The organism is Desulfolutivibrio sp. (assembly GCF_036584575.1).
Taxonomy (GTDB): domain Bacteria; phylum Desulfobacterota; class Desulfovibrionia; order Desulfovibrionales; family Desulfovibrionaceae; genus Desulfolutivibrio.
Genome location: NZ_JAZHDB010000140.1, coordinates 1 through 17,596, shown reverse-complemented (window position 1 = coordinate 17,596; position 17,596 = coordinate 1). Strand labels below are relative to the sequence as shown.

Sequence of the window (17,596 nt, the reverse complement as noted above, 5' to 3'; positions counted from 1 at the left end):
CTTCCAAGTACAAAGTTTTCATAAATCTATCCAGTTGGTTAGTATCTGATTCATTGGGAGCGGCTACAACCTCTTGAACCTCCGATACACCTCGTCGTCGTTTCTCTTCCCGATCAGCGCCACCCGCACCACCTCCGCCTCCAGGCGGTAGATGATGCGATATTCCCCGATGTCCGCCCGGCGGAAGTCGGCGTGCCCGCGCAGCGCCAACGTGTCCGGCCCCAGCGGCTCGCGCAAAAGCTCAAACATCCGCAGCACCACCTGCCGGAACTGTTTGGGCGGCAGCGTCTCCAAAAATTTCGCGGCCTCGCGCCCCAGGTCCAGCTTACAGGCCACGCAACCGCTCCGTCAGAAACGTCATGCTCTCCTCTTCGCCCAGGTAGCCCCCCTCGGTCTCGGCCTGTCTGGCCCGCTGCGCCCACCAGTCGTCCTCAAGCGCGGTCAGCCGCTCGTATTCCGTGATCGACAGCATCACGGCATAGTCGCGGCCCTGCTTGGTGATGCGCACCGGCTCCAGGGCCACAGCCTGCATGACCTCCCCCAGATTGTTTTTCAGCGCGGTCGCGGTGGCAGTCTTCATGGTCCCTCCGGACAATTTAGCTAAAAAAGATATTTCGGACATAGTAGGTGCGCTCCCGCCGGAAGTCAAGACGTGGCCGACGCATCCCACGGCGTTTTGGAGGGTGCAAATAACGACAATAGAATTGTCATATTGACAAGTTATTTGTCATATGTGAGGTTCCCCCCAACCTGTCGCCAAGGAGATCAGTATGAATACCGCCATGCCTTCAGCCAGCCCTCTCCCCGATTCTCCGGGGGTGTACATCAAGCCGCCCCGGATTTTTCTGGTGTGCCTCCTTGCCGGGATGGTCCTCCACTGGGTTGCGCCGTGGCCCGTTCCCGGGCTGCCCCGGGTTTTTGGGCTGGCGGCGGGTCTGCTTCTGGCCGGCGCGGGTTTCGCCTTCATGATGTGGGGGCATACCCTGTTCACCAGGCTCGGGGTCAATGTGAAGACCATCCGCCCCGCGAGCATGCTTGTCGCCACCGGGGCCTACGCCTGGAGCCGCAATCCGATGTATGTGGGCTTTCTGGCCATCCTGACCGGGTTGGGGCTGGCGGCGGGCAGTGCCTGGATGGTCTTGACCGTCCTGCCCATGGCCTTCTATCTAGGACTGTACGTGATTCCGCGCGAGGAGGCGTATCTGACGCGCCGATTCGGGCCGGATTACGAAACCTATCGGCGGGCCGTCCGCCGATGGCTGTGACCCAAGGATATCGCCCATGACGACTGTCTGCCCGGGGGAGCGGCTGCACGACCTATTTCGCGAGGTTTTCGCCCTGCGAGACCTCCTGGCGCTGGGCATGGACGCGGTGCATGAACGCTCCGGACTGCGCACGCCCCAGGTCCGGGCGGCGGACCTGCTTGGCCGCCTGGATTCGGCCACTGTGCCGGATATGGCCGCCGCCCTGGGCCTTTCGCGCCAGTGCGTGCAGGTCGTGTGCAACGAATTGCGGGACATGGGGCTGGCGGCCTTCGTGGACAATCCCCGCCACAAACGATCAAAACGCATGGTGCTGACCGACGCTGGCCGCGACCGGCTGGCCGCCGTCAGGAAAAACGAGGCGGCCATCATCACCGGGTTGCTGCCGGATTGCGACGGGGCCGCCGTGGGTGACGCCCTGTCGCTGCTTCGCAGCATCCGCATCGCCCTGTATGACCGCTCTGAAAAAGCCCTCGGGGGAGACGGCCCGTTTCCTCTGTCCCGCCTTCGCCACCGTCCCGCCGGGAAAACGCCACACGGACACCCTTCCCATACGGCCGCGAATAGTTCATAGAGGAAACGGCCGGTCTTTCGTTTCTCCGTTTTTTGGGCGCAGGGAGAGCCCGGCCGTTTCATGTTCCAGGGAACCGCCGCCCGGACGCCTGTGATGAAATGGCGGCGACGTCGTCGCGGCGTCCGGCGAAACGTCGGACAACTTCCGATTCGTCGGCAAGGAGGATGACCTATGGACAGATACGAGCGATTCTACAGGGGACTGCATGAGGCCGTGTCGGCCATCAATTCCAGCCTCGATCCCGCCACCGTCCTGGAAAAGATCGTGGAGCAGACGGCCAAGGCCATGGACGCCAAGGGCTGCACCCTGCGGCTTCTGGACAAATCCGGGAAAAAGCTGCGGGCCGGGGCGACGTATGGCCTAAGCCGCAACTACCTGCGCAAGGGCCCCGTCGAAGTGGTCAAAAGCGAGGTGGATCGCGAGGCCCTGTCCGGCGGCGGCGTGGTGTGCATCGCCGACGCCTGCGCCGATCCGCGCTTCCAGTATCCCGAGGCCGCCCGGGAAGAGGGCATCCGCGCCGTGGCCGTGGCCCCGCTCAACGTGGACGGCAAGGCCATCGGCGTGCTGCGGGTCTATGCCGGAGACGTGCGCGAGTTCGATGCGGCGGAAAAGGAATTTCTTCAGTCCATTGCAGACCTAAGCGCCATCGCCATCGAGAACGCGAGGCTGCATCAGGCGCTCAAAACCGATTACGAAATGCTCACGGCCTACGAATACCGTATCTTCGAGGACTAAGGAGGCATATATATGACCAAACTCAAGGTAGGCATCAACGGATTTGGCCGCATCGGCCGCCAGGTGCTCAAGGCCATGCGCGAGCAGCACCCCGAATCCATGGAAGTGGTGGCCGTTAACGACCTCTTTGACGTCAAAACCAACGCGCATCTGTTGCATTACGACACCAACTACGGCCGTTCCACGTTCGATGTCGAGGTGAAAGACGACGTCATCGTCTTCGGCGGCTGGGAGATTAAGAATTTCGCCCTGCGCGACCCCAAGGAGATTCCCTGGGGGGCCATGGGCGTGGACGTGGTCATCGAGTCCACGGGCATCTTCCGTACCGGCCCCAAGGCCAAGGCCCACCTGGACGCCGGGGCCAAGAAGGTCATCATCTCCTCCCCGGCCAAGGAAGAGGACATCACCATCGTGCTCGGGGTCAACGACCACCTGTACGACCCCGAGAAGCATCACATCATCTCCAACGCCTCCTGCACCACCAACTGCCTGGCCCCGGCCGTGAAGGTGGTGCATGAGAAATTCGGCATCGTCACCGGGCTTTTGTGCACCATCCACTCCTACACCAACGACCAGCGCATCCTGGATCTGCCGCACAAGGATCTGCGCCGGGCCCGGGCTGCGGCCATGAACATCATCCCCACCTCCACGGGCGCGGCCCAGGCCGTGGCCCTGGTCATCCCGGAGCTCAAAGGCAAATTCGGCGGCTATTCCCTGCGCGTGCCCACGCCCACGGTGTCGGTCGTGGATTTCGCCTGCACCCTGGAAAAATCCACCACCACCGAGGAACTGCGCGCGGCGCTGAAGGCCGCCTCCGAGGCCGAGCTCAAGGACATCCTGGGCTACGCCACCGAGCCCCTGGTCTCCATGGACTACAAGGGCGACCCCCGCTCGGGCATCATCGAGGAAGAATACACCGTGGTCCAAAACGGCAACATGGCCAAGGTCGTGGCCTGGTACGACAACGAATGGGGCTATTCCTGCCGCGTGGGCGACCTGATCAAGCTCATGGCTGCAAAGGGCATCTAGCGTCGCGCCCTCGTCCTTTGCGCATGCGGATGGCGGGGACACCCATTTGTGCAGATTGCGTTCATGAAAAAATACGGCGTCTTTTTTGAGAGGCGCCACGCCAGCCCGGCGCAGCCACGCGCCGCACCGCGCGGTCATCCCGCGGACAAACGGCCCCCTCTCCATCGGTTGGAGAGGGGGCCGTCGCTTTTTCAAAGGCCGGAATGCCGCTGCCCCGTCACGTCCCCTTTTGCCGCCGGGCCGGGCCGACAGGGATGCCTGCGGCGGCTTATTTCTTCAGGTCGGCGTACCAGCCGCTGGCGTCGGTCAGGATGGAGGTGACCCGGTCCACCATCTGGTGCGGGTCGGTCAGGTAGCCGTCCAGGAGCAGGGCCGCGTCCAGAAGCTGGTTGGCGGCGGTGGCCAGGAAGGGATCGTCCGGGCTGGCCTGGTGGATGCGCAAAAGGTTGCGCAGAAGCGGATGGTCGGGGTTGAGCTCCAGGATCTTTTTCGGCGGCGTCTCGTCCTTGGCCAGCATGCGCATGATCTTTTGCATCCCGGCCGAGGGGTCGCCGTCGGGGCCGACCAGGCAGGAGGGGCTTTTGCGCAGGCGCTCGGACACGCGCACGTCCGCCACCCGGTCTCCCAGGACGGCCTTGACGGCGGCCGTCAGGCCGGGCAGGGCGGCCTGCTGTTCCGTTGACAGGGGGGCCGGGGCGTCCGAAGCGGCCACGCTCTCGAAGGCGGCCAGATCGCCAGGCGCGGCCCGGTCGGCGGAGGTCAGGGTCAGCTCCTTGTAGGCGCGCACGGATTCCATGACGAATTCGTCGATGGGCTCCAGCAGATAGAGAACCTCAAGGCCCTTGTCCCGGAAAATTTCCAGGGTGGGGCTTAAGTCCAGGGCGGCCCGGGAGGGGCCGGAAAGGAAGTAGACGTTTTTCTGGCCGGACGTGGCCCGCGTGACGTAGTCGGCAAGCGAGGCCAGGGGCGCGGGTTTGCCGGGTTCCGGGGGAAGCGCCGAGGACTCGAAGCGCACCAGTTCCGCAAAGGCCTCGCGGTGCAGATAGTCGCCGTAGCCAAGCTTCATGACCCGGCCGTGCTCGCGCCAGAAGTCGGCGTATTTTTCCGCATCGTCCTTGGCCATCTGCCCCAGCCGGTCGAGAACCTGCTTGGTGATGGTGGAGGCGATCTTGCGCAGCACCCGGTTTTCCTGGAGGGTCTCCCGGGAGATGTTCAGGGGCAGGTCTTCGGTGTCCACCACGCCGCGCACAAATCCCAGGAATTCGGGCAGCAGATCCTTGGTCTCATGCTGGATGAGCACCCGGCGCACGTAGAGGTCCAGGCCCCGGGCCTCGGGACGCATGCCGAAGAGATCCATGGGGGTTTTGGGGATAAAAAGCAGGGCATTGAACTGCACCGGCGCATCCACGGAGACGTGGATGGTCAGAAGCGGCTCCTCGGTGTCGAAGGTCAGAAACTCGTAGAACTCCTTGTACTGCTCGGGCGTGACCGAGAACTTGGACTCGCGCCACAGGGCCGGGACGGTGTTGACCTTTTCTTCGCCCACGAAAATGGGGAAGGAAATGAAGTTGGAATGCTTGCGGATGATGGTCTTGATCCGCTCGGGGTCGGCGAATTCCTTGGCCTCGTCCTTCAAATGGATCTCGATGCGCGTGCCCCGGACGGCGTCTTCGGGGCCGGACTCGATGGCGTAGGAGCCGGAGCCGTCGGACTCCCAGCGCACGGCAGGGGCGTCCGGAAGCAGGGATTTCGTGGTCAGGACCACGCTTTTGGCCACCATGAACACGGAATAAAAGCCCACCCCGAAGCGGCCGATGATGCCCGAGGCGGCGTCCTTGTTGTCGGCGAGCTGTTTGAGGAACTCGGCGGACCCGGAGCGGGCGATGGTGCCGATGTTCTCGATGAGTTCGTCATGGGTCATGCCCAGGCCCGTGTCGACGATGGTCAGGATGCCCGCCTCCTTGTCGGCGGTGATGCGGATTTCCAGCGGCAGTTCGGGATTGGCCACGGCCGTGCCGCGCCCGGTCTCGAAGCGCAGCTTGTCCAGGGCGTCGGAGGCGTTGGAGACGAGTTCGCGCAAAAAGATTTCGCGATTGGTGTAGATGGAATGGGTGATGATCTCCAGCAGTTGGCGTATCTCGGCCTTGAACTCATGGGTGGAACCCGGATTTTTGTCCGGCATGATGCGCTCCTTTGTATGAAAAAGGTGGTGTGCCCGCCAGGGAGGCGGGTGGATCTGAAGCGCGCCGCCAGGGCGCGCGGGCTATCCGGCTCAGGAGAATCCGCCGCCGCCGCATCCCGAGGAATGGGTTTCGAAGCGGGGCAGGGTGGCCTGTCCCGGGCGCACGGCCGAGGTGGCGGACAGGACGCGGGTGCAGGCCCCGTGGCCGCAGCGGGGACACTTCGGGGTCGCCTCGCTATGCACGGACACCAGTTCCTCGAAATGGGCATCGCAGGCGGGGCAGGCGTATTCGTAGAGGGGCACGGTGATCCTCCGGGGATTTTTTTTGCGGATATCAGGTAAGTCGCCGGACCATGATGTCAAGGGCCGCTGCACCCCGGCAGCCGGACATTGCCCGGGAAAACGGCTCTGGCGGCGTTGACAACGGCCCAGCCCGGATTATCCTTTTTTTCGGAAAACAACATTGGGAGGTGCATGCCATGGTTATCGATTTGAGTCCTTTTTACGGCACGTCGAATCCCTTCGACAGGCTGCTCGAATCGCTTTGGACGCCGCTTTCCATAAGCCAGAGGAGTCTGGCCTATCCTCCGCTCAACATCAGCGAGGATGCAGAGAGCATTTACGTCCAGTGCGAGATCCCGGGCATGGACATTGGCGACCTGGATCTGACCTTGACCGATTCGAGCCTGGTCATCAAGGGCGAACGCAAGGGCGTCAAGGGGAAATTCTACCGCCAGGAGCGGCCCACGGGCTTTTTCCAGCGGGTGGTGAACATCCAGGCGGGCATCAGCCGGGACAAGGTCACGGCCAAGATGAAAGACGGCGTCCTGGAGGTGGTCATCCCCAAGGCGGAAGAGAGCAAGCCCAAAAAAATCAGCATCGACGCCCAGTAGCGCGGATTTTTCAGCGGTCGCCGACTGCGGACCACGGGCGGTGGCTGGAGGGAACGGGTTGCCTTTGGAATACGCGGCGCGTGCGTTCGGTCCTCCCGCCAGGACAAGGATTTTTCCGGACGCTCTGCGCCATGAAAAAACACATGCCGCGGGCAAGGGGCGTGACGCCCCCCCCGAGAACACGGCGCCATCATCGCGCCAGGGAGGAATCGGCCATGAACGAAAACGCCGCCAAGACCGAGAAGGGATTGCCCCGGGTCAAACCGGCCACGGATATCATCGAGACCGATGACGGGTTCCTGCTCTTGCTGGATATGCCCGGCGTGGACAAGGAACACCTGATCATCGATTTAAACGAGGATGAGATCAAGATTTCCGGCAAAGCGGAATACGACGCCCCGGAAAAACGCAAGATCGGGCATGTGGAATTCGGCTCGGGCGAATACTTCCGCAGCTTCACCCTGTCGCACATCGTGGACAAGGAGCGGATCAAGGCCACCCTGAAAAACGGGGTGGTGGAGGTGAGCCTGCCCAGGGCCGCCAAGGCCCAGCCGCGCAAGATCGAAATTCAGGCCGGATAGACGGCCGGGACACGCACCATGAAGAGGCGGGCCTTTCTTTCGGGAGAGGCCCGTTTTGTTTTTGCGTATTTTATGCGAATATGTAATGCTAAAAAAAATAGGCAAAGAGCGCACGCGACTTCGACCGTGTCGAGGCAGCCTTTTTATGGCTTTGGCTCCGGCTTCGGCGTGCATTTCGGATCGCGACAATTGACAATCGCTCCATTTGACAGCATGTTTGCCGCGCCGGAACGATTTCGGAATCATCGACTTTGGAGGAATCAATGGAAGAGTATTTGAAAAGCGCCCTGGAGATTGTGAAAGCGCAGGCTTCCGTAAGAAACATGACCGATGAGGAGATCACCTCCATGGTCAAGAGGCTTGCAGGCGGCATCCGGGAGATCAGCGAAGGATGCAGTGCAAGCGAGAATGCGCCTGGCCTTGGACTTGACCCCAAAAAGTCCGTGAAGGAAAAGACCGTCACCTGTCTGGAATGCGGCAAGGCCTTCAAGGTCATCACCAAAAAGCACCTTGGCTCCCACGGGTTGACCCCCGAGGAGTACAAGGAAAAGCACGGCTTCAAGAAGGGAACGCCCCTGGTCTGCAAGGCCTTGCAGCGTGACCGTCGCAAGAAAATGAAGGAAATGCGGCTGTGGGAAAAGAAAGCCCAGAAGGCCGCGAAATAACATCAACCGAAAGCAAGCAGGAGAAGGGTACATGGCCAAAGCTGATTTGATCGAAAAGGTACAGGTTAAAGCGGGATTCGAAACCAAGGCGGCAGCCGGCAAGGCCCTCGACGCCGTGGTCGAGGTCATCCGGGACGCCCTGTCCGCCGGGGAAACCGTGACCCTGACCGGGTTCGGATCCTTCAAGGTTTCCGAGCGCGCCGCCCGTACCGGCCGCAACCCCCAGACCGGCAAGGAGATCAAGATTCCCGCTTCCAAGGCGGTGAAGTTTACCGTGGGCAAGGCCCTCAAGGAAGCGGTGAAGTAAGTTCCCTTCCCCTGATCGCCGAAATGACGACGGCCCGGAACCGCATGGTCCCGGGCCGTTTTTTTTATGGGCGAAGGTCGGAAAACGGGCGCGGCGGTCAGCCCACCTTGGCGACCACGGCCTGGCCGATGGTCCGGCCCATCTCCACATATTTGGCCAGTTCCTCGTGCTTGGGCACGTATAGGGAGCGCAGGGGTTCTGCGGGCATCTCCATGCCCATGCCCGAAAGCGCCTCGGCCACGGCCTTGACGGCCTCGCCGCTCCAGCCATAGGAGCCGAAGGCCCCGCCGATCTTGTTCTGGGGTTTCAAGCCCTTCATGTAGGTCAGCATGTCCGCCACCCGGGGCAGTATGCCGTTATTGTGGGTGGGCGAACCCACCACCACGGCCCCGGCCTCCAGCACCTCTTCCATGACGTCGCTGTGGTCGACGACATGCAGGTTCATGATCTTGACGGACAGGCCTTCGGACAGGAGGCCTGTGGCGATGGCGTGGGCCATCTTTTCCGTGGAGTGCCACATGGTGTCGTAGACCACCACGGCCTTTTTCGTGGGCTTCTGGGCGGCGAAGGCCTTGTAGGATTCGATGGCGTAGGCCACGTCGGCCCCCCGGAACATGACCCCGTGGTCGGGCAGCAGGTAGTCTATGGCCAGTCCCAGGGATTCGATTTGCGCGATGATCTTTTGCGTGATGGGCGAAAACGGCAGCACGATGTTGGCGTAATAACGGACCATCTGGCGATACAGCTCGGAGCGGTCCACCTCGTCGGCAAAGCGTTCGCTGCTGGCGATGTTCTGGCCGAAGGCGTCGTTGGTGATGAGAATCTTGTCTTCGGGGATATAGGTAGCCATGCTGTCGGGCCAGTGCAGCATGCGGGTTTCCAGAAAGGACAGGGTGCGCTTGCCGATGTTCACGGTGTCGCCGGTCTTGACGACCTGGATGGGCCAGCCGGACACGTCGAAATGGGATTTCAGGGCCCGCTCGCCCATGGGGGAACAGAAGATCTTCTCCGGTTTGGCCTGGGCCACGATCTCCGGCAGGGCCCCTGAATGGTCCATCTCCACGTGGTTGACCACGATGTAGTCGATGTCCCCGGGCTTGACCAGGTGGGCGATTTTGCACAGCAGTTCGTTTGTGAATTCGGCCTTGACCGTATCGAACAGGGTGACCTTCTCATCACGTATGAGATAGGCGTTGTAGGTGGTGCCGAGGGGAGAGGTGGAATAGCCGTGAAAATTGCGGCAGTCCCATTCCACGGATCCGACCCAGTGGACGTCTTTGACGATTTGAACGGGTTTCATGCAGGCATCCTCAAAACGACCGCCGGCCAGGGGCCGGCGGTGTGAAGGAAAATATGGAAGCGGACGGCTATTCCTTGGTGAATTCGTCCTTGGCGGCCCCGCACACCGGACAGACCCAGTCCTCGGGGAGATCTTCGAATGTGGTTCCGGGCTTGACGCCGTTGTCCGGGTCGCCGTCTTTGGGATCGTACACATAGCCGCAGATGTTGCAGACATATCTGTCCATGTCGTCTCCTTGTCCGGTATCGCCCTTCCCCGCGACCACGAAAAAAAAGACCTCATTTTGGCCCTCAGCGCCGGGCGCGTCCCTCAGGGGCGCACCCTTGCCTGAGCGGCAAACAGGGTGTTTTTTCGTATCGCCGTGATGGACTCTTTCAGGCGGAGTCCCGGCGAAAGATCGCCGGTTCAGGACCGGTTTCGTTCTCACTGCACGGCGTGCCCATTTTCACGATCACGCCATGAGACGTCTATCCGTTAGTTCGGCTGTTTTTGTCAAGAGGCTGTCCGGGCCTGGACCGCACATGGTCCGGTTCGCCGGGACAGCCCCGGACGGGTCATCCCTCCCGAAAACGCGCCACCAGGGCGGCCAAATGCTGGGACATGTCCCGGACCCCGGTGATGCGGTGGTTGGCTTCTTGGATTTGTCGCGAAATATCCTGCGAAAGTTCATTAATGTGGCTGACGCTGTGATTGACCTCGTCGCTGGTGGAGGACTGCTGCTCCGAGGCCGCTGCGATGTTGCGCACCATGTCCGCAATGCGGTCGGACTGGTCCACGATCTGCCCCAGCACCGCGCCGGATTTTTCCGCCATCTGGGCCGTCAGCTCCACCTTGGCCTTGGTTTCGTCCATGCCGGAAACCACGGTGCGGGTGCTGCCCTGGATGTCCCGGATGGCCTCGGCCACCTCGGTGGTGGCCAGCATGGTCTTTTCGGCCAGTTTGCGGACCTCGTCGGCGACCACGGCGAATCCGCGTCCGGCCTCTCCGGCCCTGGCGGCCTCAATGGCGGCGTTGAGCGCCAGGAGGTTGGTCTGGTCGGCGATGTCCCCGATGACGGCCATGACCCGGCCGATGTTTTCCGCCCGGGTGGAGAGTTCGCCCAGGGATTTTGCCAGGCTTTCGGTGCGCTCGGAGACCTGGCGGGTTTCCGTTACGGTGTTTTGCACCTCCCGGCCACCCTCCCGGGCCGCCTGGCTGGCCACATCCGAGGCCTCGGCGGTCTGACCGGCGTTTTTGGCGACTTCAAGCACCGTGGCGTTCATCTCCTCCATGGCCGTGGCCACCCGCTCGGTCTCCCCGGCAGTGGTGTCCACGCCCCGGGTCAGATCCTCCATCTGGCGCGACAGTTCGTCGGATGCCTCGGACAGGTTCATGGCCACGTCCGTGACCTCCTGGGCCACCTTGAGCAGATTTTCGCGCTGGGCCCGGATGCGGTCCTTGTCGCGTTCCTCCTGGGTCAGGTCGATGAGCACCCCGATGGCCCCCACGGTCTGGCCTGCGGCGTTTTGCAGGGGGGATATTTCATAGTGCAGGGGATAGACCTTGCCGTCGGCCCGGGTGAAGCGGGTGAAGCCGCTTTTGCTGGTCCCGGCGGCGATGACCTCGCCGCAGATCCGGCCGCCGTTTTCGCCGGAGAGGTTTTCGGCCACGGGACGGCCCACGAGTTCCTTGTAGTGCTTGCCCAGGATGTTTTGCAGGGGGGCGTTCACGAAGTCGAAGTTCTCGTTTTTGTCGGCCACGAAAAGGGGAATGATGATGCCGCTTAGGATGCTTTTGTTGTATTCGAGCTGGTCTTTGATCTTGCCCACCATCTCGGCCAGATTCCCCGCCAGATTGCTTAGTTCGTCATGTCCATGCACGGAAAACGACACGTCCAGGGCCCCCTGGCTGATCTCGTGGGAGGCGCTGGCGATGGTCCTGATGCGGTTTATGACCGAGCGGCGCATGAAAAAGAGCAGACAGGCCAAAAGGCCCACAAGGCTTATCAGGGAGATGCCTGCGCTTTTGTACTGGGTGTCGGTGAGCCGCCCCATCTCCTGCTCGATGTCTTTTACGACCACCATGGCGCCCAGGACCGGCTTGCTCGTGCCGTGGCAGTGGTGGCAGGCCGGGGCGTTGGCGATGGAGGTGATCTCCACGAAGGCGCTTTTTCCCCCCACGGTCATGATGGCGCCGGAGGTGGTGGACGAGGTGAGGCTTTTTTGCACGGCGCCGGAGAATTCGGGTTCGGTGACCACCTGGGACAGGTCCTTGCGCAGATCGGCCTGGTTCGTGGCGTAGGTGATGTTGCCCTTGTAATTGGTCATGAACACGCGGATGTCGTCGTAGCGCTTGGCGACTTTTTCGAACTGGGCCGTGGTTTCCTGGTTTTTGCCCAGGGCCATGGGTTCTTCGATGGCCATGCGCAAAAGGTCCGAGGTGCGCTCGGAGGCGGCCCGGATCTGGTCCACGGTGCCGTTGTGCTGCCAGTAGGAGTTGGCCAAAAAAAGGCCGGTAAAGGCCAGGATGGTCAGGGCCGAGACCAGCACGAGCACCTTGACGCCGATGGAACGAGCCATGATGTCCATGGGCATCTCCTAGTGCGCGCCAGCGTAGAGCATGGGCTTGAAATTGAACGCCGCGACCCGCTCGGCGCTGTGGCAGGTCTCGCAGTCGGCCATGGTCAGCTTGCCCTTGATCAGGGAAGCATCCCCGCCGGATTCGGCGTGGGCCGAGCCCGGGCCGTGGCAGACCTCGCATCCGGCGTTGGCCAGTCCGGGCGTGGCCGTAAAGCTCACGAACCCGCCGGGCTTGCCGTACCCGGTGGTATGGCATCCGTAACAGCCGCGCAGCTCCTCCTCGGTCAGATCCGAGGCCATGATCTGGATGCTCTTGGAGGAATGGGCCTTTTTCGAATACTTGGAATACGTGTGAAACTGGGCGTCGTGACAGGAGGCGCAGGCCTCCGAGCCGACATAGCTGGCTTCTGGCGTCGCCGTATTTTCAGGTGGTTGGGTGAATCCAGCAGAAACCCAGACGAAAGACACCACAAGCGCCAGCCCGGCGAAAAGGGCCGGGAAACGTACGACACGCATGAGAACGCCTCCTTCATGATACTTCCTTCACATATATGCGAGCCTGGCAGTTGTGACAACAACCAACATGCCGGAGGCCGCTTTTTTTTGCACAAAGGGGCTGGGCACGAGAGACGAAAAGAAAGAGAATTGTCTGAAGATGCTGGAATTCTTTTGTTTCTTTTGAACGTGGAAAAAACGGAGAAAAGGAGAGCCCGCCCCTTTTTGCACGTGTCGTGCAGCGTGGGGCGGGCTGGAAACGGATGCGGGACGGGCAAACTCCGGCGCCGAATCCGGGAAGAAACGAAAATAACCTACCAGGCCAGGGTCTTGGCGAAGGCCAGGGCCAAATTCTCCACATTCTCGCCCGCGAGAACCCGGTCGCCCCTGGTGAGGGCGACCTCCCCCGAATCCGTCACCCGGCCAAGGCAGGACGCGGCCTGCCCGGCGAACAGGGCCTCGAAGGCCTCCTGGTTGTCCGGGGACACGGTGGCCAGGAGCCGTCCGGGGGATTCGGAATACAGGAGCTCGATATCGGACATGCCGCCGTCCCCGGCGTGGATGCCCGCCGCCTGGGCCAGGGCCAGATCGGCCTGGCAGCCCAACCTGCCGCCGATGGCCATTTCGGCCAGGGCCACGCCCAACCCGCCGTCGGAGAGGTCGTGGCAGGCGGTGACCAGCCCCTGGCGGATGGCCGCGTACAGGGCGCGGTAGCGGACGGCGGCGGCCAGGGCGTCCACATGGGGCACGGCGGAGGAAAAAAACCCAAGCTCCGCCGCGATCTCCGATCCGCCGCATTCCGGGGCCGTGGTCCCGAGCAGGTAGACCAGATCCCCGGGCTTTTTGAAGTCCGAGGTCACGGCCTTGTCGGCCTGGGGCATGTAGCCCATGACCGAGAACAGCACCGTGGGCGGGATGGAGATTTTTTGCCCGCCGCCGGTGTAGTCGTTTTTCATGGAGTCCTTGCCGGACACGCAGGGCAGCCGGTAGGCCCGGCAAAAATGCGCCAGGGCCAGGTTGGCCCGCACCAGTTGGGCCAGCTTGTAGCGTCCGTCCGGGGTCTTTTCGGAGACCACCGGGTCGCACCAGCAAAAATTGTCCACCCCGGCCAGGCGATCCGGGTCCGCGCCCACGGCCACGGCGTTGCGCACGGCCTCGTCGATGGCGTTGGCCATCATCCAGTAGGCGTCGAGGTCCGAATATTTGGGGCAGATGCCGTGGGACAGGACCAGTCCCTCGGGGCGCGACAACACGGGCCGCAGCACCCCGGCGTCGGACGGGCCGTCGCGCCGGACCCCGACCATGGGCTTGACCACGCTGGCGCCTTTGACCTCATGGTCGTACTGGCGCACCACATAGTCCTTGCTGCAGATGTTGAGCCGCCCGAGCATCCGTTTGAGCAGCGCCCCCTGCTCCCCGGCCGGAACCTGGGGGGCGACCGCGGCGACCGCCGCCGGGCGTTCCCACACGGCCGAAAGGGCCATGGTCGGCGCGCCGTGGTGCATGAAGTCCATGGGGAGCCGGGCCACGGGCTTTTCGCCGTGGCGGACGAAAAAGACCCCGGAATCGGTGAACGTGCCAAGCGCGGTGGCCAGGACGTCCATCTCCCGGGCCAGGTCCAGGAAGGCCTGCAAATGTTTGCCGGGCACGGCCAGGGTCATGCGCTCCTGGGCCTCGGACAAAAGCACCTCCCAGGGCTTAAGCCCGTCGTATTTGAGCGGGGCCTTGGACAGGTCCAGGTCGCAGCCGCCGCTGTCCTGGGCCATCTCGCCCACGGAGGAGGACAGGCCGCCCGCGCCGTTGTCGGTGATGGCGTTGTAAAGGCCCATGTCCCGGGCGCGCATGAGGAAATCGTACATCTTGCGCTGGGTGATGGGGTCGCCGATCTGCACGGCCGTGGCCGGGGAGCCCTCGTGCAGCTCCTCGGAGGAAAAGGTCGCGCCGTGGATGCCGTCCTTGCCGATGCGCCCGCCGGTCATGACGATGGCGTCGCCGGGGCAGGCGTGTTTCAGATGGCTGGGGCGTCCGGCCACGGTGACCGGTAAAAGGCCCACTGTGCCGCAAAAGACCAGGGGCTTGCCCAGGTAGCGTTCGTCAAAGACCACGGAGCCGTTGACCGTGGGGATGCCGGACTTGTTGCCGCCGTGCTCCACGCCCTCGCGCACGCCCTCGAAGACCCGGCGCGGATGCAACAGCCTCGGGGGCAGCTCCCCTTCATGGAAGGGCGAGGCGAAGCAGAACACGTCGGTGTTGCACAGAAGGTTGGCCCCAATCCCGGCGCCCATGGGATCGCGGTTGACCCCCACGATGCCGGTGAGCGCGCCGCCGTAAGGGTCCAGGGCCGAGGGGCTGTTGTGGGTCTCCACCTTGATGCAGACGTGGTGGGTGTCGGTGAAGCGCACCACCCCGGCGTTGTCGGTGAAGACCGACAGGCAGAAGTCGTTTTCCCCGAGTTCGCGCCGGATGTCTTTGGTGCTGCCCTGGATGCAGGTCTTGTAGAGGCTGGTCAGGGACGTACGCAGGCCCTTTTCCCGGTCCTCGTAGTCGATGTCGGCGCTAAATATCTTGTGCTTGCAGTGCTCGGACCAGGTCTGGGCCAGGACTTCGATCTCGGCGTCCGTGGGCGAAACCGGCAGCCCGGCGGTTTTCCGGGCCTGGGCCACGGCCGGATCGGCGTAGTGGTCGCGGATGGCCCGCATCTCCACGAGGCTTAGGGCCAGGACGTTGTCCCGGCTAAAGGCCATAAGCGCGGCGTCGTCCATGGCGAAAAGATCGATGGCGGCCACGTCGTCCGAGGCCTGCCCGGTGACCCGGGCGGCCCGGGGGACGAAGCCCGGCTCGTCGCGCCATTGGGCCAGGCTCTTGATCTCGAAGCGCTGGATGAGCTCGTTGGCCAAAAGGTCGCGGCCGATGCGCCGGGCCGTCTCCAGGTCGGGCGTCCCGCGCAGGCGGTACTGGACGGCGGTGTACACGGCGGCCTGCGCGGCCCGGGCGGGGGGCAAACCCAGGACCAGGGCGGCCGTCTCCGAGGCGGTGCGGCCCTCGTTGTCCGTGACCCCGGGCCGAAACGACACCTCCAGGATGAAATCCGGGCCCGGGTCGGACAGGGGCAGGGGGTCGAGCGACGCCTTATGCAGCACCGGGTCGTGCAGGGCGTGGGCCTCAAGCAGCCGGACGGCCTCGTCCCGGGTCAGCCCCTCAAGGGTGAAGACCCGCACCAAGTCCACGCCGCCGATGGCCAGACCGAGTTCGTTGCGGATTTTTCGGGCGGTCTTTTCGCCCATGACGTCACGAACGCCTGGCCGTGGTCCCACTTCGACGCGAAAAAGCATGGCAGTCATCCTTGCAAGGGGGTGTTCGCGGGATGTTTCGGGGCAGGGCGGAGGCCTTGACGCCTGGACCATGATTCCCGGCCCGGGTCCGGCCCGACGGCCGGGGCTATTTCTTCCGGTCGAGCATGGGGCCCAGGGCCAGGGCCAGCAGATCCCGCTCCGGAGAGGCCGGAAAGGGGGCCAGCGCCGTCTCGGCCCGGGCCAGGTACGAGGCGGCCGCCTCGCGGGTCTTGTCCGCGTATCCGCCGGAAACGATGGTATCCCGCAGGTTTTCCAGGTCATCCGGCGTCAGCCGGTCCAGTTTGAAATCCTCGGCCAGACGCCGACGCTCCTGGGGGTCCAGGTCGGCCAGAAAAAGGAGCAGGGGCAGGGTGACCTTGCCCTCCTTGAGATCCGAGGCGGCAGGCTTGCCGGAGACCGAGGCCGGGGAGGTGTAGTCCAGGGCGTCGTCCACAAGCTGGAAGGCGATGCCCAGCGACAGGCCGTAGTCGGCGGCGGCCTCCTCCATGTCCGGGGTCGCGTCGGCGAACACGGCCCCGCAGCGACAGGCGGCCTGGATGAGAAAGGCGGTCTTGCCGGTGATGATCTCGTAGTAGGTGGCGATGGCCAGATCCGTGTCGCGCAGGTGGGCGATCTCCTGGATCTCCCCGGTGGCCGTGCGCAAAAGCGCCTCGGACAGGTGCCGGGTCAGGGGCGGAATGCCGTATTCGGCCACCAGCCGGTTGGCCAGGGCCAGCAGGGCGTCGCCCACCAGGATGGTGTGGGTGGACCCGAAAAGGACGTGGGCGGACTGGCGGCCGCGCCGCAGCCTGGCCCCGTCGAGGATGTCGTCGTGAAGGAGCGTGGCCGAATGCAAAAGCTCCAGGGAGCAGGCCAGGGGCAGGATGTCGTCGCCCCGGTAGCCCAGGGCCCGGGCCATCAGGATGGTCAACACGGGCCGGAAGCGCTTGCCGCCGGAATCGAGCACGTGGCGCACCGTGGGACGCACGGAAACATGCATCCGCTCGGCCTGGGACTCCAGGAAGCGGTTTATGCGGGGAAGTTCCTTTTCGTAAAAACGCTCAAGCGGATTCATCGACGGGCCTGTACCAGGATTCGCCGAGAACTGGCAAGGGGGAGGCCGGGCTTTTCCCCATGGCCGACAGGGCTGAGAGGGCCTTTTCTCCGGCCGGTCCCATGTCCCGGGACAGGTCGTTGACGTAGGCCTTGATGTGGGCCTCCAGGACGCCGCCGTCTTTTTCGATGGCCATGGCCCGGATAAGCGGCAGGACCGCCTCGGGCCGGGCCAGGGCCGTTTCCAGGCTTTTGCGGATGGTCCGGGCCGCTTCGCGCAGGGTGTCGTCGCCGCAGGCCGTGCGGCCCACGATGCACCCCAGGGGCAGGGGCAGGCCGTGGGTTTTTTCGTCCCACCAGCGGCCCAGGTCCAGGATGCGGCGCAGGCCGTGGCGCTCGGGAACCAGGGCCGTTTCATGGATGAGCAGGGCGGCGGCCTGGTCCCTGGCCGCGGTTTCGGCCACCAGGTCGTAGCGCACGGGGGTAAATGTCGCGTCAGGCCCGGGGATGCCGGGCAGGGCGGCCACGGCCGGATCGGCCAGGGCGGCGCGCAAGAGCATGGCCGCCGTGGTCAAAAGGCCGGGCAGAATCCAACCACCCTTGGCTTAACCTGTTGCTGCCGGTGTCGGG

General features: G+C 63.6%; 19 protein-coding genes. 8 read left to right on the top strand and 11 right to left on the bottom strand.

What is annotated here, in order from left to right; genetic code table 11:
• Positions 1 to 63 precede the first annotated feature (63 nt).
• Positions 64 to 336, bottom strand: a complete 273-nt coding sequence (locus V3572_RS10785; protein ID WP_332110994.1) for a type II toxin-antitoxin system RelE family toxin — start codon at positions 334 to 336, stop codon at positions 64 to 66.
• On the bottom strand, positions 326 to 580 hold the full coding sequence (locus V3572_RS10780; protein WP_332110993.1) for a type II toxin-antitoxin system Phd/YefM family antitoxin: 255 nt from the start codon (positions 578 to 580) through the stop codon (positions 326 to 328). The genes V3572_RS10785 and V3572_RS10780 overlap by 11 nt, the downstream gene beginning before the upstream one ends.
• 190 nt (positions 581 to 770) lie before the next feature.
• Here V3572_RS10780 and V3572_RS10775 point away from each other — a divergent pair, with 190 nt between their 5' ends.
• From V3572_RS10775 to gap, 4 genes are all read left to right on the top strand, one after another.
• Complete coding sequence (locus V3572_RS10775) at positions 771 to 1,265, top strand: methyltransferase family protein (RefSeq protein ID WP_332110992.1); 495 nt, start codon at positions 771 to 773, stop codon at positions 1,263 to 1,265.
• 16 nt (positions 1,266 to 1,281) lie between these two features.
• A complete protein-coding gene (locus V3572_RS10770) occupies positions 1,282 to 1,836 on the top strand; it encodes a MarR family winged helix-turn-helix transcriptional regulator (protein ID WP_332110991.1) in 555 nt (184 codons plus the stop codon).
• A 171-nt stretch (positions 1,837 to 2,007) separates the two neighbouring features.
• A complete protein-coding gene (locus V3572_RS10765) occupies positions 2,008 to 2,571 on the top strand; it encodes a GAF domain-containing protein (protein WP_332110990.1) in 564 nt (187 codons plus the stop codon).
• A gap of 12 nt (positions 2,572 to 2,583) precedes the next feature.
• Positions 2,584 to 3,600, top strand: a complete 1,017-nt coding sequence (gene gap, locus V3572_RS10760; protein ID WP_332110989.1) for a type I glyceraldehyde-3-phosphate dehydrogenase — start codon at positions 2,584 to 2,586, stop codon at positions 3,598 to 3,600.
• A 268-nt stretch (positions 3,601 to 3,868) separates the two neighbouring features.
• On the opposite strand, the gene htpG is transcribed toward gap, so the two are convergent.
• Positions 3,869 to 5,782: a molecular chaperone HtpG gene (htpG, locus tag V3572_RS10755; RefSeq protein ID WP_332110988.1), complete on the bottom strand. Its 1,914-nt coding sequence runs from the start codon at positions 5,780 to 5,782 to the stop codon at positions 3,869 to 3,871.
• 90 nt (positions 5,783 to 5,872) lie between these two features.
• Positions 5,873 to 6,085, bottom strand: a complete 213-nt coding sequence (locus tag V3572_RS10750) for an FmdB family zinc ribbon protein (protein ID WP_332110987.1) — start codon at positions 6,083 to 6,085, stop codon at positions 5,873 to 5,875.
• A gap of 176 nt (positions 6,086 to 6,261) precedes the next feature.
• On the opposite strand from V3572_RS10750, the gene V3572_RS10745 reads away from it, so the two are divergent.
• The 4 genes from V3572_RS10745 to V3572_RS10730 all read left to right on the top strand — a co-directional run bounded on the left by V3572_RS10745 (position 6,262) and on the right by V3572_RS10730 (position 8,228).
• A complete protein-coding gene (locus tag V3572_RS10745) occupies positions 6,262 to 6,675 on the top strand; it encodes an Hsp20/alpha crystallin family protein (RefSeq protein ID WP_163301234.1) in 414 nt (137 codons plus the stop codon).
• 215 nt (positions 6,676 to 6,890) lie between these two features.
• Positions 6,891 to 7,256: an Hsp20/alpha crystallin family protein gene (locus V3572_RS10740; protein ID WP_332110986.1), complete on the top strand. Its 366-nt coding sequence runs from the start codon at positions 6,891 to 6,893 to the stop codon at positions 7,254 to 7,256.
• Between the two features lie 263 nt (positions 7,257 to 7,519).
• A complete protein-coding gene (locus tag V3572_RS10735; protein WP_332110985.1) occupies positions 7,520 to 7,921 on the top strand; it encodes a MucR family transcriptional regulator in 402 nt (133 codons plus the stop codon).
• A 31-nt stretch (positions 7,922 to 7,952) separates the two neighbouring features.
• Positions 7,953 to 8,228 (top strand): HU family DNA-binding protein, encoded by a 276-nt coding sequence (locus tag V3572_RS10730; protein ID WP_163301236.1) that lies wholly within the window; start codon positions 7,953 to 7,955, stop codon positions 8,226 to 8,228.
• Positions 8,229 to 8,325: 97 nt separating this feature from the next.
• On the opposite strand, the gene V3572_RS10725 is transcribed toward V3572_RS10730, so the two are convergent.
• The 7 genes from V3572_RS10725 to V3572_RS10695 form a co-directional block, all read right to left on the bottom strand.
• Positions 8,326 to 9,528, bottom strand: a complete 1,203-nt coding sequence (locus V3572_RS10725; RefSeq protein WP_332110984.1) for an FprA family A-type flavoprotein — start codon at positions 9,526 to 9,528, stop codon at positions 8,326 to 8,328.
• A gap of 67 nt (positions 9,529 to 9,595) precedes the next feature.
• On the bottom strand, positions 9,596 to 9,754 hold the full coding sequence (rd, locus tag V3572_RS10720) for a rubredoxin (RefSeq protein WP_332110983.1): 159 nt from the start codon (positions 9,752 to 9,754) through the stop codon (positions 9,596 to 9,598).
• 328 nt (positions 9,755 to 10,082) lie between these two features.
• Positions 10,083 to 12,095, bottom strand: coding sequence for a methyl-accepting chemotaxis protein (locus V3572_RS10715; protein ID WP_332110982.1), 2,013 nt, complete (start codon positions 12,093 to 12,095; stop codon positions 10,083 to 10,085).
• A gap of 9 nt (positions 12,096 to 12,104) precedes the next feature.
• The gene (locus tag V3572_RS10710; protein WP_332110981.1) at positions 12,105 to 12,602 is read right to left on the bottom strand and encodes a cytochrome c family protein; all 498 of its coding nucleotides are present in this window, start codon (positions 12,600 to 12,602) and stop codon (positions 12,105 to 12,107) included.
• 293 nt (positions 12,603 to 12,895) lie between these two features.
• Positions 12,896 to 15,913, bottom strand: a complete 3,018-nt coding sequence (locus tag V3572_RS10705; protein ID WP_332110980.1) for an AIR synthase-related protein — start codon at positions 15,911 to 15,913, stop codon at positions 12,896 to 12,898.
• A gap of 106 nt (positions 15,914 to 16,019) precedes the next feature.
• Positions 16,020 to 16,988: a polyprenyl synthetase family protein gene (locus tag V3572_RS10700; RefSeq protein WP_332110979.1), complete on the bottom strand. Its 969-nt coding sequence runs from the start codon at positions 16,986 to 16,988 to the stop codon at positions 16,020 to 16,022.
• Positions 16,975 to 17,541 (bottom strand): MqnA/MqnD/SBP family protein, encoded by a 567-nt coding sequence (locus V3572_RS10695; RefSeq protein ID WP_332110978.1) that lies wholly within the window; start codon positions 17,539 to 17,541, stop codon positions 16,975 to 16,977. The genes V3572_RS10700 and V3572_RS10695 overlap by 14 nt, the downstream gene beginning before the upstream one ends.
• Between the last annotated feature and the right edge of the window lie 55 nt (positions 17,542 to 17,596).